Here is a 14,262-nt window from a genome sequence, read left to right as displayed (position 1 = left end):
GTCATTTAAATATGGCATGCCGGATGCAATGAGCCTGGGGAACCGTTAAAACCCAAACAAGGAACTCCGATGAGCCAGACCCTACTGGAACAAAGCCTCGGCCAACTGGCCTGCGATATACCCGGTGCCACCCGGATTTTTCACACCTTCAAACTGGACTTCTGCTGTGGCGGCCACAAAAGCCTACGTGAAGCAGCGCAGGGCAAAGACCTCGACCCAATGCTGATTGCCGATGCCCTGCACACTCTGCAAGACGCCGGTGAAACCCAGCACGACTGGCGCAACGAGCCGTCGGAACTGTTGATCGCCCACCTCCTCACGCGCTATCACGCCCGCCACCGCGAGCAACTGCCGGAACTGATCCGTCTGGCCCGCCGGGTCGAGCACGTCCACGGCGCGCGCAGCAGCTGCCCTAACGGCTTGGCCGATCTCCTGACCGACATGCAACAAGAACTCGAAGGCCACATGCTCAAGGAAGAACAAGTGCTCTTCCCGATGCTGCAAAAGGGCATCGGTCCTCAAGCGGCTCCGCCGATCCAGGTACTGCGCTTCGAACATGATCAACATGGCGAAGCGCTGGAGAAGATGCTCGCCCTGACCAATCACATAATCCCGCCCGCCGATGCCTGCAATACCTGGCGTGCGCTCTATCGCGGGCTGCTGGAGTTCAAAGACGACTTGATGCAACACATCCACCTGGAAAACAACGTGTTGTTCATTAACGCCCTGAACCCCCGCCATTGATCGCTTGTCGGCCACATCCAACCCGCGCCATCCAACCGGTTGACGCGGGTTTTGTTTGTGAAGGACGTCTTGCGATCAGCCGTGCCAATAGAACATGGCCTTGGCCAGGATCACGATCAACACCATGTGCCCGAGGATGCTGCGGCGAATCCAGCTTGCGCGGGTCGCAGTCAGGCGCGCGTGGGTCAGCCAATAGGCCAGCAGCAAGTAATGACCAATGATGCTCAGGGCCAACAGGATTTTCAGGCTCAGCAACGTACCAAAACTGCTCGCCAGCGGCTGACTCAATGCGCCCCGGTACTGCCACGCCAAACCGATGCCGGCGCCATATAACAGCAACACCACGCCGTGCAGCACCTTGCGCGAGCGCACTGCAATCGTCTGGTCCGCGGCCAATTGCGCGGCCTCCATCAAATGCTGGCGGGCGTGATGCCAGATCACCACCTCGAAAAACAGCGTGCCGATAAAGGCCATCGCCGCCAACAGGTGTGTGACCAGCAGATAGGGATACATCAGCGTCCGCCTCCTTCAGTTCGCTGGCTCATCCCGGATGACCGTCAACCCGGGTGCGCAGCAGCATCGGCCCATAACGCCAGGCGTACAACGCAAACGCCAGCGTCCAGCACAGACCGGCCAGCCACAACGCCGGCAATGGGGAAAACAGGATCAACACCACTCGGCTCAGACACGCCAGGTTGAGCAAGATGAACGCCAGGGTCATGCCCGACGGTGGCTCCAGTGCACGGCCGGTGTGCCCGAGGCTGACCCGCGCGATCATCGCCAGCACCAGGCCGCCCATGGCCCCAATGGTCAAACAATGCACCGCCAGGCTCGGGTTAGCCGGCACGCCAAAATGCCAGAACGCCATCCCGAGACACGCCACCGCCAGCCAGCCATAGGCCAAGTGCAACGACCACAGCAACGGCACGCGCCAGAGTGCCCGGTCATGCCAGCGCACCAGACGCACCAAATGCCCTGCCGCCAGCACCGCGAACAGCAGGCCCACCCAGACATTGGGAGCGAGCGCAGGTCCTGCGGCATACAACAACGCCACCAACGGCGAACCGACCAACAGCAGTCGATCCAGCCAGGGCCAGGCGGCAACACCTTCCACCCGACCAAGGCCACGCTGGGTGAAGAACGGAATCACCCGCCCGCCGATCAACCCCATCATCGCCGCCACCAGCCAGATGCCGGTCAGCACGCCCTGGCGCTGCCAGCCTTCATGCCCCTCGACCAAGCCATACAGGGACAACCCATCGGCCACGGCCAACAACAGCAGAACCACCACAATCGGGTAGTTACGTTTCTGCCGCACCTTCCACAAGGTGAAGCCCATGAGGACCGCCACCGCCAACGGGAACGCCAGCTCCAGCACCGCGAGCAACGGCCACGGTGCGTTGGCCAGCCAGGCCACTCGCGCCAATAACCACAGCAGCGCCAGCGCAGCCAACGGTTTGCCGCTGAGGCCGGGGCGACCGGTCCAGGTCTGCACGGCCGTCAGCAGAAAGCCCGCGATAATCGCCAGCGCAAACCCGAACAACAGCTCATGCCGATGCCAGCCCAGCCAACCGCCTGCCGGCTGCCAGCCGGAAATCCCACCACTGAAGGCGGCCAGCCAAAGCGGTATGGCCAGCACCGCCAACAGGCAGCCCGCGAGGAAAAATGGCCGAAAGGCCAGCCGTAACAGCGGTGGGATCGCCAACGCTTTACGGCGCTCAAGCACTTGCATAAAGCCACTCCTCTGCCTTGTTGCGGACTCGACGCTAACACGCAAGCGTCGAGGTAAAGCCGTGGATCAATGATCGGGTATTCGCGATCAAACGCATTTGTCGCAGATCAAGTGTGCAAGGGACGTGCCCCGAAGCCGAGCGCGTGCCCTTTGTGGCGAGGGAGCTTGCTCCCGCTCGGGTGCACAGCAGCCGTAAACCGGCTGACGCGTTGTATCTGAAGGTTTGCGATGGCCGATGTGTGGGAGCGCTTCGCACTCCAGCGGGAGCAAGCTCCCTCGCCACAGGGTGATCGGCTCAGGGTACAAATGACCATTTAAGGGTTATTTAAACCATTAGCCTCATGGTCTTTTTTACCCCATCTCCTGACAGCCCCAATAAACAAGGGCCTCCGAGCCTGGCCCGCGTCTTGCTCTACATGGGCAACCTTATAGAAATCCTGGATCCCTCTCGATTACCCGGAGTCGTCATGAAAAAAATCATCCAGCCACTGGCCTGGTTTGTGGTGTTGACCTCAGTCCTGGCCCTGGCCAGCAGTCTCTCTCTGGGCCTCGTCTGACGGGATAACCGCTCCTTCCTCAATATTCAGGATGAATTTCCATGGTGCTTCATCGCGTCCATCACCAGATTCTGCGCAGTCATCACTTGTTCGAGCCGTTGAATGAAGAACAGCTGGATGAATTGATGAGTACCAGCCACTTGCAGAGCATCGACAAAGGCGAGCCGTTGTTCCGTCAGGGTGAGCCGGCAGATTCGTTCTATTTCATAATTGCCGGGGCGGTGAAAATCTACCGGTTGACACCCGATGGGCAGGAGAAAGTGTTTGAAGTCATCGGTGATCGACAGACCTTCGCCGAGGCGATGATGTTGATGGACACACCCAACTATGTGGCCTCGGCCGAGGCGGTCTGCCCCACTCAGCTCTACCGGTTATCCAACAGCACTTACATGCGCCTGCTTCAGAGCAATAGCCGGTTGACCTTTGCGTTGCTCGGCAAGCTCTGCGTTCGCTTGCATCAACGGGTCAATGAAATCGAAACCTTGTCCCTGAAAAACGCCACACACCGGGTCGTGCGTTACCTGCTGACGCAACTGGTGCGCCAGCAAACCGTAAACAGCCATTTCGAGCTGCCGATGGCCAAGCAACTGATTGCCGGGCATCTGTCGATCCAGCCGGAAACCTTTTCACGGATCATCCGGCGCCTGATCGATGAAAACATCATCACTCAGGACGGCCGCCAGATCGCCATTCTTGATCGTCTGCGCCTGGAGCAGTTTGAGTGAGCACCTTGCCCGTCTGCCTGTATTGCCAACACCCTAACCCGCCAAAACAATCCGAATGCCTCCAATGCGGCATGCCCCTGCCGGCGATGGCCGAACGTGCTCAGGAACGTCGACTGCACCGGTTCAGGTGGTTCTGTATCGGCCTGACAATCTTTTGCATAGCGATGTTTTTCGGGTTGCCGCGCGGCATCAGTTGATGCCGCGTGAGTCAGACCCGGGCTCAAGGTTGAGTCAGTTGGCGATACAACTGCGGCAAGCGCAGCGGTAATTGCTCAGGCTGACGGATCACGGTGTAGCCATTGGCGCCAAACATGTACGGCAGGTAATCCCCGGCCTCACGATCAATGGTGATACAGAACGGCGTCAATCCTTGACGCCGTGCCTCCAGCACCGCCTCGCGGGTGTCTTCAACACCGTAACGGCCCTCGTACAAATCCAGATCATTCGGTTTGCCATCTGTCAGCAGCAACAACAGTTTGCTGCGCCGCTTACTGCTGCCCAGCAGGCGCGTGGCCTGGCGAATCGCGGCACCCATGCGCGTGTAATACCCCGGCTTGAGCCCTTGAATACGACCGCGGGTGTTGTCGTCATAACGCTGGGTGAAGGACTTGAGTTCCTGCATGCGCACTTGCTGACGACGCAGTGAGGAAAAACCGTACAGGGCGAAATCATCCCCCAGCCCCGACAGGGTTTCGCCAAACAGCAACAGCGTGTCGCGGATGACATCAATCACACGATGCTCATCGTTCAGGTGCGCGTCGGTGGACATCGACACATCGGCCAGCAACAGGCACGCCAGGTCGCGGCGCGTCTGGCGTTGCTCCATGAACAGACCGCGCTCGGCACACTGGCCATGCTCGCGTTCAACGTGAAAATCCAGCCAGGCCTGCATGTCCAGTTCCGAGCCCTGAAGTTGCTGGCGTAACCACTGACGGTCATTGCGCAAGTGCTCGAATTGGCGTCGCAGGCGCTGCGCCGAAACCTTCAACCGTGGCGGCAGCGGCTGCGCTTCACAGTCACGGGGCACCATCATTTGCAGATTGACGAAGGCACCCTGCATCTGCTGTTTTCGATAGTCCCACTCTGGCAACTTGATGCCCTCGCCCAAGGGAATATCGTCGACATCGGCCGGTGGCAAATCCAGGTGCAGCTTCAGCCCACCGCCCTTGCGCAGCCGGGTGCGCGACAGGGTCAATTCGTCCAGATCATCAGCGACCCTGGCGGCGTCCGGGTCTTCGCTGTCGTCTGACCAGCGATCCAGGTCCACGTGTTCGGTCCAACTGAACAGGTTCTCCAGGCGTACCACCAATAGCCCGCCGTCACGGGTGCTGTCGTCAATGCGTTTGGCGCGTTTGCGCCCGCTTTTCTGCTCGCCGGGAGACGTCGTCAAAGACTCTTCGGATTCATCGCCCAGATCGGCAGCCTGCGGGCTCGCGAGGTGCTGCGGCGGGTACAACCAAAGCGGCAGTGGCCACGCCGCCCGTTCGCTACGGGGAAAATGCTCGACACTGCCCGGCTCGCGTAGCGCCTGGCGTAACGCCCGTTCCAGTGCTGCTTCATTGCTGTTCAACGATGCCGGATCCGGGCGCAATTGCAGATGGGCCTCGACCAATCGCTGGTAGCGCGCGCGTAGCGCTGGATAGCGCCGCAACAGCAATTGCGTCCAGCGCTGGTTGTCCCGCCCCCAATGCCGCATCTGACCGGCCTGCGCTGCCAGCAACGCGAGCCAACGATAGAGTTCCTCATTCAGTGTGACTTCAGGGAAGACCGCCAGGCTTGACGGCAGCCGCAGGGTATTCTCGTCACACCACGCCAATGGCACTTGCTTGCAGGTACCAGCGATCTGCTGCAACACGTTGCGCCGCAGCAGCAGATCGCGGTCGCTGGCCGCCTCCAGCCCGATGCCATTGGCACCGCCCATGGCGCGGAACAACAGCGCCAGCGGGCGTTGCTGGTTGATCAGTTCGACGCGCGCTTCGGGGAAATCCGGGCTGGCGCGCCGAGTGATGAAACGGTGCCAGGCACTGCCTACCCACTCTTCCAGTTCGACGGTAAAGGCCATGCTGTTTGCCCTTCTTGGACACCAAAAAAACGGCCCGCTGTATCAGCCGGGCCGACCTTTTCTAGCCGTTAACCCGGCTCATGAAGGCACCACCGCCGCCGGGGCGCGCAAGGCGGCGCGACCCCGCTGCTTGAAGCTGAACAAATAGCAGAGCAGCCCGGCAAGGAAACCGACCCCGGCCCCCAGACGCGCCCAGAACAGCACCTGCAAATGTTCGACCGTGGCCATGAACGGCAAGGCAATTCCGTCGGCCTGCCAGCGTTGCAGGTAGATCTGTACAACACCGGCAGCGGTGAGCAACAGCGTGATCATCACCATTGACAGCGTCATCAACCAGAATCCCCAGATCTCCAGAGTCTGCGAACGCTCGTCGCCAGCTTCACCCAGCCCGCGCAAGCGTGGCATGGCGTAGCTGATCAAAGTCATCACGATCATCGCGTAAGCACCGTAGAACGACAGGTGGGCGTGAGCGTTGGTCAACTGCGTGCCATGGGTGTAGTAGTTGACCGGTGCCAGGGTATGCAGAAAACCCCAGACACCGGCGCCGAAAAAGGCGGTCACCGTGGTGCCCTTGGCCCACAGCGTCGCGGCGCGGTTCGGGTGTTGCCGACGCCGGCTCTTCACCATACTGAAGGCGAATATCACCATCGCCAGGAAGGGCAGCGGCTCCAGTGCGGAGAAGATTGAACCAACCCATAACCAGACCTCCGGCCCACCGATCCAGAAGTAGTGGTGACCGGTGCCGATGATCCCGGTAATCAGCGCCATGGCGATAATCACATACAACCATTTCTCCACCACTTCCCGGTCTACCCCGGTGATCTTGATCAGCACGAAAGCCAGCATCGAGCCCATGATCAACTCCCATACACCTTCCACCCAAAGATGCACCACCCACCACCAGTAGAACTTGTCGCGGACCAGGTTTCCGGGGTTATAGAAGGAGAACAGGAAGAACACTGCAAGCAGGATCAGACCGGTCATCATGACCACGCTGACGGTGGTCTTGCGACCTTTGAGCAGGGTCATACCGATGTTGTAGAGAAAGCCCAGGCACACCAGCACAATCCCCATCTTGGTGATGGTCGGCTGCTCTAGATAAACGCGGCCCATGGTCGGTAGCAGCTCGTTGTGGGTCAGCCTGGCCAGCCCCGCATAAGGCACCAGCAGATACCCCAGGATCGTCAACACACCGGTGGCGGCGAATACCCAGAACAGGATGAGTGCCAGTTTCGGACTGTGCAGTTCACGGTCGGCCTCTTCCGGAATCAGGTAGTAAGCAGCGCCCATGAAGCCGAACAGCAACCAAATGATCAGCAGGTTGGTGTGCACCATCCGCGACACGTTGAAGGGAATGGCCGGGAACAGAAAGTCCCCCACCACGTATTGCAGGCCCATGATCAAACCGAACACCACCTGACCGAGAAACAGCATCAGGGCAAATACGAAGTACGGTTTGGCCACAGCTTGCGAGGCAAATTTCAGATGTGGATTAGTCACGCTCATCTCTCAGCCCTCCTTGTTTGGCGGCCAGCCATTGGTGTTGATTTTCGAGCTCCACTTGAGGAACTCGGCGATGTCATCCACCTCCTGGTCACTCAAGTTGAACTGCGGCATCGCTCGCCGACCCGGTACGCGCAGCGGCTGCATTTTCATCCAGGCATGCAGAAAAGGTTTGAAGCCCGCCTCCCCGCCACGACGCTGAAACACGTTGCCCAGTTCAGGCGCAAAGTAGGCGCCCTCACCCAGCAATGTGTGGCAGCCGACGCAGTTGTTTTGCTCCCAGACCAACTTGCCGCGCACCACTGATTCGCTTAGCTGCGCTTCATTGCTACGGGCGGGAAAGGTCTGTTCCGAGTGATAGGTCAAGGCCAGGAATATCAGGAAGAAGAAGACGCTTCCCCCGAAGTAGATATTCCTGGCCATGCCTTTGGTGAAGGTCTCTGACATGGTCGCTTCCTCTTTGCTTGACCCGTCCATTCTAGGAAGCGCAGGGTTGAAACCGGCTTGATGGCGATCAAGAAAATCAGATGGTTTTGGTCGGGTATTATCCAGAGAGAACTGACAACAGACTCAGCCCCACAAGTGCCGCCAATACCAGCGCCCAGCTCAACATCAAGCGGCGCCATAGTCTCGGCGCGCGGCGCAGCTCCATGAAGCCATCGGTGATCAGGCACGCCTTGCCGACCGCCACCCCCAAGATGGCAATGGACAGCTGCCAGGTCACGCCCACCTGTGCCAGCACCACCGTGCACACGCTTAACGTGGCCAGCGCGGCCCAGCAGACCAGCAATAACCTGGAAGCGGACATAAAACCTCCCGTCAATTCAGCACGTAGACCAGCGGAAACAGCACGACCCAGATCAGGTCGACCATGTGCCAATACAGCACGCCGGATTCAAACCCGCTGCGGTTGTCTTCGTTGTACAAGCCACGACGACAACGCTCGGCCAGCCATCCGAGAATGACCATGCCGAGCAATACATGGAGAAAATGAAAACCGGTGAGGATCCAGTAGAGGGTGAAAAAAGTGTTGTGCTCCATGCCCAGCCCCGAGGCCAGCAAGTGCTGGTATTCGGTAAGTTTCAACACCACGTAGACGCTGCCGGCAAGCAACGCTGCCAGCAAAAGCACAGCGCCGTGGCGGGACCGAGAGCGCCTGACTTGCTCCTGAGCCAGCGCGGCGAACAGCCCGGCGGTGAGCAGGCTCAGGGTCATCGCCAGGCCGGTAGAGGTATTGAGCAACAGGCGGCTTTCGCCGAACAGCTGCGGCTTGAGTGCCTGGGTCACGGCGAACGCCAGAATCAGAATGGCGAACACTGACAGCTCGGCCAGAATGAAAAACCACATCGCCAGATCGCCCGACAAGTGACCCGGCGAAACGCTTCCGGGCTCAGCCGAAGTGGACATCAACCACGTCCATCAGCGCCGCAACCGTCAGCGGATCATCGCTCAACGGCTCGGCCAGGCAGGCCATGCACGCCTCACGCGGACTCATGCCGGAGCGGATCATTCGCGCCGTGAAAATCAGCAGCCGCGTCGAGGCGACCTCTTCCAGATCATGCTGATCGAGCCGGCGCAGCGCCTGCCCCAGCCTGACCACTTGCGCCGCCAGCGCGCTGTCCACCTGAGCCTCCCGGGCGACAATGCGTTCTTCATCGGCCAGCGGTGGATAGCCAAAACGCATGGCCACGAAACGTTGTCGGGTGCTGGGTTTCATACCTTTGAGCAGGTTTTGGTAACCGGGGTTGTAAGACACCACCAGCATGAATGATGGTGGTGCCTTCAGCACTTCGCCGGTGCGTTCCAGGAACAGTTCCCGGCGATCATCGGCCAGTGGATGCAGTACCACCACCGTGTCCTGACGGGCCTCGACCACTTCGTCGAGGTAGCAGATACCCCCTTCTCGCACCGCGCGGGTCAACGGTCCATCCTGCCACCACGTGCCCTGGGCGCCGATCAGATGCCGGCCGATGAGGTCGGCGGCACTCAGGTCGTCGTGGCAAGCCACGGTGTACAGCGCCAGCTTCAACCGATGGGCCATGTGCTGGACGAAACGGGTCTTGCCGCACCCGGTCGGGCCTTTGATCAGCACCGGCATGCCGTGACGCCAGGCTTGCTCGAACAGCACCTCCTCATTATTCAGCGGTTGATAGAAGGGGTCGACCTTGTGTTCGCAAGACGGGATACGGTCCATGGGCTGTCTGTTCCAAAAGCGGATTCAAGCAACACGCTACGGGCGCCTGCGACAACCTGGCAAGTGACATGGCCGGCAAACTTGATCGCGGTCAAGCGAGCAGTCGACTTTCCAGTCCTGACCGTAGACACCCCGAGCACCTTGGGACAGTTGAAAAACAATCACGTTGGCCACCGCTGACGCGTCCCCGGAGCTGGGGACTTCAAACGGTGCGTGAAAACCGGCCTTTTTGATCACCGTCCAGATAGGCGTCAAACGCCATCGCCGCGCTGCGCATCATCAAATGCCCGTGGAGCAACAACACCAACGCATCTTCGTGAATCTGCAGCAATCCAACGCGAACATGTTCGTCCAGTTGCATCAGCGCATCGGCAAAGTACTCGGTAAAGCAGATGGCATGACGCGCTTCAAACTTGCCGAAGTCGATCCGGCCATGACACATCAGATCGCTGATCACTTCACGGCGAAGCTGATCGTCGGCGCTCAAGCGGTAACCTCGATGGACCGGTAACAAGCCTTGATCCAGTCGCGCGTAATACTGCGAAAGCTCCTTGACGTTCTGGCTGTAGCTATCGCCGACCTTACCGATCGAAGACACCCCGAGACCGATCAAATCGCAGTCGGCGTGGGTGGAATACCCCTGGAAATTGCGCTGCAACGTACCATTGGCCCGGGCCAACGCCAGCTCATCGTCCGGCAAGGCGAAATGGTCCATGCCGATATAGACATAACCGGCCTCGGTCAGACGGCGGATAGTCAGTTCAAGCAACTCTAGCTTGCGCTCAGGTGGCGGCATATCGGCCGGACGAATCAGTCGTTGCGCGCGCACCAGCTCCGGCAAATGGGCGTAGCTGTAGGCTGCAATCCGGTCCGGGCGCAACGCGATGATCTTGCCGAGAGTGACATCGAAACTGTTCACGGTTTGCAATGGCAGGCCGTAGATAAGATCGACGCTGATCGACTTGAATTGCGCCTGGCGCGCAGCAGCGACCAGCGCGTAAATTTGCCCCTCACTTTGCTGACGATTGACCGCGGCCTGCACGTCGGGATCGAAGTCCTGTACGCCGAAGCTCAGGCGATTGAACCCCAACCGGCGCAGCGACTGGATCTGTTCAGTGCTGATGGTGCGAGGGTCGACTTCAATGGAAAACTCATGGTCATCGCTATCATCCATGTCAAATGCCTGGTGCAGGCAGTCCATCAGCTCAGCCAGCTGTTCGCTGGTCAAATAGGTCGGCGTGCCACCCCCCAGGTGCAGTTGTGTGAGTTTGCGGGTGCGGTCGAACAAGGCGGCTTGCATCACGATTTCGCGCTTGAGGTACGTCAGGTACTCGACGGCGCGGTGGGTTTTGCGGGTAATGATTTTATTGCAGGCGCAGTAATAACAAAGGCTCTTGCAGAACGGGATGTGGATGTACACCGACAGCGATTTTGGCGTTGCCGCCTGGTTGCTGTCCGAGGCGGCACGCTGATAGTCATCGACGGCGAACGCCTGATGAAACTGCGGCGCAGTCGGGTAAGAGGTATAGCGCGGCCCCGGGCGGTCATACTTTTCGACCAGGGCGCGATTGAAATCAAACGAAGTTGTCATGATCAATCCACTCGCAATGGAGTTCATGCCCCGCACTGCCCGAATCCCTTTCAAACAGGTTGCAGATGGCATCGACGTGCGGCCGACCGGCCGGAAGAATACTGATGAAACGATCAGACAACTCAATCAACCCGTCGCGGGTCAATTGCTCCAGCACAGGCCATACGGCGGAAAAATACTGACGAAAAATCAGTCCATAGCGCGTCTCGATTGCCTGGATATCCAGCTCCAGATCACACGCCAGGCGCTCCACCACCATGTGCCTGGCCTGATTCCCCGTCTCAGAGCGCCAGCCACGGCTTGTTGGCAATTGATCCATGTCCAGTTGCTGCTGATACAGCTCCAGCTTGTCGGTGTTTTGCGCATACAAATCGTCGATCTGACTGATAGCGCCCAAACCGAACCCGATATGATCGCAATACCCGTGACGGGTAAATCCCTCACTATTGCGACGTAATCGGCCGCGCTCCTGAGCAATCGCCAAATCGTCATCGGGCCGGACAAACTGCCCCAGGCCAATGTAGTGATAACCGGCGCCGATCAACTGTTCAAAGCAGATCCGGCGCATGGCGCCTTTATCTTCCTCGCTGCAAAACGCCCTGATTTTATCTGCGGCCTTTAGCCGATAGCGTTGAGGTGGCCGGGCATAATCAAACACCAGCAGCCGGTCCGGCTCCAGTTCGATGATGGTTGCCAGTTTCAGCGCAAAACTTACTGGCGTCTGCCAGGTATGGCCATAACCCAGATCGACATTGATGGATCGATAACCGAAGGTACGAGCGGCATCGATAAGCGAATGGATCGGTGCCGGGTTCTGGTAGCAGGCCTCCGACATCGCACTGTCGGCACCGATGTCCGGAACGCCGATGCTGACATGGTTGAACCCTAAGTCACGCAGCACGCCCATGGTCGACCAATCGGTATGGTGAAGGTCCACTTCTATGCTGTAGTCAGCGCACTCATGTCCAAGAAAGTTGAATCGGCCACGAAGGTGATTCATCAGCCGCCTCAGGTGGGCGATGGCAGGTGTTCCGCCCCCCAAATGAAACTGCTCGACCCGCTGCCCAGTCCCCAGATGACAACCGACGAGGTCGATCTCATGTTGCAGACGCTGAAGATAGTGTTCGACACCACTGTGCTCGCATGAAATATCGCGAGGGGAACACAAGGAAGGCTTCAGGTTAGAAGGCAGTTGTACGTTCAGGGACAGCGGACGGCACTTCTGTCGGCTGACGCGCAATGCACGAAGCAAATCCAGAGAGCCGATGCCACCATGAAATTTTTCAGTGTCGATTTGGCAGTTGGGGTCGAGCACGCCTTGATCGTACCGGACGTTCAGCTCGCCGGGGTTGTGGAATAAATTGAGCATGACGGGTCTCCGAGACTGGCTGCAGACCAGCAGTGTCGGAGTCTGGCGAGCAATGCTCCTTGATTTGCATCAAGCGCGAGCAAAGTGCTTGTCGCGCAACAGGCTCCAGGCAAGCACAGTCACCACGTCAGATAAAACATCCACTTGGCCAACAGTACGATGACGACCATGTGGCAGAACAGGCTGCCATGGATGAAATGCAGGTATCGAGCACTCATCCGGCCACTTTTGAACAAAAACATGGCGACCAGGAAATGCAGCAGTACGCTGACGGCCACCACGATCTTCACCATCAGCAATGTGCCGAATGATGAGCTCATCGGCGTTGCAAGGGCCGGCAAATAACGCAGCCAGACCATCCCCATCCCGGCGCCGAACAATACCAGCAGAACCCATGGAATCAAGGTGCGGGCACGTCGACCGACCCCCTGCTCGACCAGCAACATGACCTTGACAGGCAGCTGCTTGCGGATACTTTCAAGGAACAGGACTTCGAAGAACACCGTGCCGATAAAAATCAGCGCGGCAAACAGATGCAACGTCAGAAACAGCGGATAGAGCATGGGATTCTCGCTTTCAATACAGCTGAACACGATTCACTCACAGAGAGGGAAACGTCAATCCCATCGTTGCGCCGCCTCGCGATCACTGTTGCGAGCCTCGACCCAATGGGAACTCTCGGCCACCTGTTCTTTCTTCCAGAATGGCGCGCGGGTTTTCAGGTAATCCATCACGCAGGCCGGCGACTTCCCGTCCGACGTTGGAGTCACGCACATACCCTACACAGCTCACCACCGCGCCGACATCAAGGCTCAAAGCATGCAGCGTGTTGATTTCGGTACCGGGGTCGAAGCTGCCTGTCTGGACTCGAATCATCGATTCACCCTCCCGTTACGGTTGGGAAAAAACCCACTTCATCACCGTCTATCAACGGCTCATCGAGCCCACACATGTCCTGGTTGCGGGAACACATGAGGTTCTGTTCGGCCAGCACCCGCCAAACACCGGAACGATGTATCAGGTGCTGACGCAACTGATCGACAGAAGTGAAATCACCTTCAATCGTTTCATTGTCAAGGCCCAGCGTTTCGCGGTACCGCGAGAAATACAAAACATTCAGCTTCATTGTTCCAACGCCCGATACCAACCGCTTTTACCACCCCGTTTATCCAACAGCCGCACCGATTCGATACTCATGCCCCGGTCCACGGCCTTGCACAGGTCATACAGGGCCAAGGCCGCCACACTGGCGGCGGTCAGTGCCTCCATCTCGACACCGGTCTGTCCGGACAACTTGCACCGAGAAACAATGCGTACGTGTTGGTCACCTTCAAAACTCAACTCAACGTTAACACTGCTCAAAAGCAGCGGATGACAGAGCGGAATCAACTCGCTCGTGCGTTTGGCCGCCTGAATGCCAGCGATCCGCGCTACCGCAAATACATCACCTTTAGGGTGAGCACCACTGGCAATCAGTTGTCGGGTCTCGGCAAGCATATGAACCCATGCCTCAGCCACTGCTTCTCGGGACGTCACGCTTTTATCCGTAACATCGACCATTCGTGCGCGTCCCAGTGAGTCGAGGTGAGTCAGCGTCAATTCAGTCATAAGCAATAAGCCTTGCCCTTCCAACTGTCGGTGTCAGCGCAGAATACAGAGCAGGCCGACTCATACGGTTGACGTCAATCAAGTAATCCAGACAAGGCTATTCCTACAACCTTGCGTAAATCTGGATGTCGAGCACGGCGCATGCTTACAGAATCTTGACTACCAACATTTCGAACA

16 protein-coding genes and 1 pseudogene are annotated in these 14,262 nt (G+C 58.5%); 3 read left to right on the top strand and 14 right to left on the bottom strand.

Going from position 1 to position 14,262, the window contains the following annotated elements:
• Nucleotides 1–69 precede the first annotated feature (69 nt).
• A complete protein-coding gene (ytfE, locus tag HK44_RS13965; protein WP_019690896.1) occupies nt 70–744 on the top strand; it encodes an iron-sulfur cluster repair protein YtfE in 675 nt (224 codons plus the stop codon).
• A gap of 75 nt (nt 745–819) precedes the next feature.
• Here the strand turns inward: ytfE and HK44_RS13960 are convergent, their stop codons facing one another.
• A complete protein-coding gene (locus HK44_RS13960; protein ID WP_019690897.1) occupies nt 820–1,257 on the bottom strand; it encodes a membrane protein in 438 nt (145 codons plus the stop codon).
• A 28-nt stretch (nt 1,258–1,285) separates the two neighbouring features.
• Nucleotides 1,286–2,476, bottom strand: coding sequence for an NnrS family protein (locus HK44_RS13955; protein WP_019690898.1), 1,191 nt, complete (start codon nt 2,474–2,476; stop codon nt 1,286–1,288).
• Nucleotides 2,477–3,074: 598 nt separating this feature from the next.
• Between HK44_RS13955 and HK44_RS13950 the strand changes: the two genes are divergently transcribed.
• Together HK44_RS13950 and HK44_RS29765 are read left to right on the top strand one after the other, a co-directional pair.
• Nucleotides 3,075–3,758 carry a Crp/Fnr family transcriptional regulator gene (locus tag HK44_RS13950; protein WP_019690900.1) on the top strand — a complete coding sequence of 228 codons (684 nt, stop codon included), beginning with the start codon at nt 3,075–3,077 and terminating at the stop codon, nt 3,756–3,758.
• On the top strand, nt 3,755–3,955 hold the full coding sequence (locus HK44_RS29765; protein ID WP_080690624.1) for a protein DnrP: 201 nt from the start codon (nt 3,755–3,757) through the stop codon (nt 3,953–3,955). The genes HK44_RS13950 and HK44_RS29765 overlap by 4 nt, the downstream gene beginning before the upstream one ends.
• 23 nt (nt 3,956–3,978) lie before the next feature.
• Here HK44_RS29765 and HK44_RS13945 read toward each other — a convergent pair whose 3' ends face one another.
• The 12 genes and pseudogenes from HK44_RS13945 to moaC all read right to left on the bottom strand — a co-directional run bounded on the left by HK44_RS13945 (nt 3,979) and on the right by moaC (nt 14,085).
• Entirely contained in the window at nt 3,979–5,820 is a 1,842-nt protein-coding gene (locus HK44_RS13945; RefSeq protein ID WP_019690901.1) for a nitric oxide reductase activation protein NorD, read from the bottom strand.
• Nucleotides 5,821–5,898: 78 nt separating this feature from the next.
• Nucleotides 5,899–7,326, bottom strand: coding sequence for a cbb3-type cytochrome c oxidase subunit I (locus tag HK44_RS13940; protein WP_019690902.1), 1,428 nt, complete (start codon nt 7,324–7,326; stop codon nt 5,899–5,901).
• Between the two features lie 3 nt (nt 7,327–7,329).
• The gene (locus HK44_RS13935) at nt 7,330–7,770 is read right to left on the bottom strand and encodes a c-type cytochrome (RefSeq protein ID WP_019690903.1); all 441 of its coding nucleotides are present in this window, start codon (nt 7,768–7,770) and stop codon (nt 7,330–7,332) included.
• Between the two features lie 97 nt (nt 7,771–7,867).
• Complete coding sequence (locus HK44_RS13930) at nt 7,868–8,131, bottom strand: cytochrome C oxidase subunit IV family protein (RefSeq protein WP_019690904.1); 264 nt, start codon at nt 8,129–8,131, stop codon at nt 7,868–7,870.
• An 11-nt stretch (nt 8,132–8,142) separates the two neighbouring features.
• Complete coding sequence (locus HK44_RS13925) at nt 8,143–8,730, bottom strand: cytochrome c oxidase subunit 3 (protein ID WP_019690905.1); 588 nt, start codon at nt 8,728–8,730, stop codon at nt 8,143–8,145.
• The gene (locus HK44_RS13920) at nt 8,714–9,517 is read right to left on the bottom strand and encodes a CbbQ/NirQ/NorQ/GpvN family protein (protein WP_019690906.1); all 804 of its coding nucleotides are present in this window, start codon (nt 9,515–9,517) and stop codon (nt 8,714–8,716) included. Before HK44_RS13920 ends, HK44_RS13925 begins: the two co-directional genes overlap by 17 nt.
• Nucleotides 9,518–9,719: 202 nt before the next feature.
• Nucleotides 9,720–11,108 (bottom strand): oxygen-independent coproporphyrinogen III oxidase, encoded by a 1,389-nt coding sequence (gene hemN / locus HK44_RS13910; RefSeq protein ID WP_019690907.1) that lies wholly within the window; start codon nt 11,106–11,108, stop codon nt 9,720–9,722.
• Nucleotides 11,092–12,477 carry a coproporphyrinogen III oxidase gene (locus HK44_RS13905; RefSeq protein ID WP_019690908.1) on the bottom strand — a complete coding sequence of 462 codons (1,386 nt, stop codon included), beginning with the start codon at nt 12,475–12,477 and terminating at the stop codon, nt 11,092–11,094. The genes hemN and HK44_RS13905 overlap by 17 nt, the downstream gene beginning before the upstream one ends.
• 119 nt (nt 12,478–12,596) lie before the next feature.
• A complete protein-coding gene (locus HK44_RS13900) occupies nt 12,597–13,040 on the bottom strand; it encodes a CopD family copper resistance protein (RefSeq protein ID WP_019690909.1) in 444 nt (147 codons plus the stop codon).
• A gap of 54 nt (nt 13,041–13,094) precedes the next feature.
• Nucleotides 13,095–13,353 (bottom strand): annotated as a pseudogene (locus HK44_RS13895) (hypothetical protein).
• 4 nt (nt 13,354–13,357) lie between these two features.
• Entirely contained in the window at nt 13,358–13,603 is a 246-nt protein-coding gene (locus HK44_RS13890; RefSeq protein WP_019690911.1) for a MoaD/ThiS family protein, read from the bottom strand.
• Nucleotides 13,600–14,085, bottom strand: coding sequence for a cyclic pyranopterin monophosphate synthase MoaC (gene moaC, locus HK44_RS13885; RefSeq protein WP_019690912.1), 486 nt, complete (start codon nt 14,083–14,085; stop codon nt 13,600–13,602). The genes HK44_RS13890 and moaC overlap by 4 nt, the downstream gene beginning before the upstream one ends.
• Between the last annotated feature and the right edge of the window lie 177 nt (nt 14,086–14,262).

This window comes from Pseudomonas fluorescens HK44, assembly GCF_000217955.3.
Taxonomy (GTDB): Bacteria; Pseudomonadota; Gammaproteobacteria; order Pseudomonadales; family Pseudomonadaceae; genus Aquipseudomonas; species Aquipseudomonas fluorescens_AQ.
Note: the sequence above shows the minus strand (reverse complement) of the source record. Positions and strands in the feature narration are given on the sequence as shown.

Excerpts from the sequence above, each read along its gene's own strand:
- HK44_RS13920 (WP_019690906.1), bottom strand. The coding sequence starts at position 9,517 with ATGGACCGTATCCCGTCTTGCGAACACAAGGTCGACCCCTTCTATCAA.
- HK44_RS13935 (WP_019690903.1), bottom strand. The coding sequence starts at position 7,770 with ATGTCAGAGACCTTCACCAAAGGCATGGCCAGGAATATCTACTTCGGG.
- moaC (WP_019690912.1), bottom strand. The coding sequence starts at position 14,085 with ATGACTGAATTGACGCTGACTCACCTCGACTCACTGGGACGCGCACGA.
- HK44_RS13925 (WP_019690905.1), bottom strand. The coding sequence starts at position 8,730 with ATGTCCACTTCGGCTGAGCCCGGAAGCGTTTCGCCGGGTCACTTGTCG.
- HK44_RS13900 (WP_019690909.1), bottom strand. The coding sequence starts at position 13,040 with ATGCTCTATCCGCTGTTTCTGACGTTGCATCTGTTTGCCGCGCTGATT.
- HK44_RS13930 (WP_019690904.1), bottom strand. The coding sequence starts at position 8,131 with ATGTCCGCTTCCAGGTTATTGCTGGTCTGCTGGGCCGCGCTGGCCACG.
- HK44_RS13955 (WP_019690898.1), bottom strand. The coding sequence starts at position 2,476 with ATGCAAGTGCTTGAGCGCCGTAAAGCGTTGGCGATCCCACCGCTGTTA.
- HK44_RS13890 (WP_019690911.1), bottom strand. The coding sequence starts at position 13,603 with ATGAAGCTGAATGTTTTGTATTTCTCGCGGTACCGCGAAACGCTGGGC.
- hemN (WP_019690907.1), bottom strand. The coding sequence starts at position 11,108 with ATGACAACTTCGTTTGATTTCAATCGCGCCCTGGTCGAAAAGTATGAC.
- HK44_RS13945 (WP_019690901.1), bottom strand. The coding sequence starts at position 5,820 with ATGGCCTTTACCGTCGAACTGGAAGAGTGGGTAGGCAGTGCCTGGCAC.
- ytfE (WP_019690896.1), top strand. The coding sequence starts at position 70 with ATGAGCCAGACCCTACTGGAACAAAGCCTCGGCCAACTGGCCTGCGAT.
- HK44_RS13950 (WP_019690900.1), top strand. The coding sequence starts at position 3,075 with ATGGTGCTTCATCGCGTCCATCACCAGATTCTGCGCAGTCATCACTTG.
- HK44_RS13940 (WP_019690902.1), bottom strand. The coding sequence starts at position 7,326 with ATGAGCGTGACTAATCCACATCTGAAATTTGCCTCGCAAGCTGTGGCC.
- HK44_RS13905 (WP_019690908.1), bottom strand. The coding sequence starts at position 12,477 with ATGCTCAATTTATTCCACAACCCCGGCGAGCTGAACGTCCGGTACGAT.
- HK44_RS13960 (WP_019690897.1), bottom strand. The coding sequence starts at position 1,257 with ATGTATCCCTATCTGCTGGTCACACACCTGTTGGCGGCGATGGCCTTT.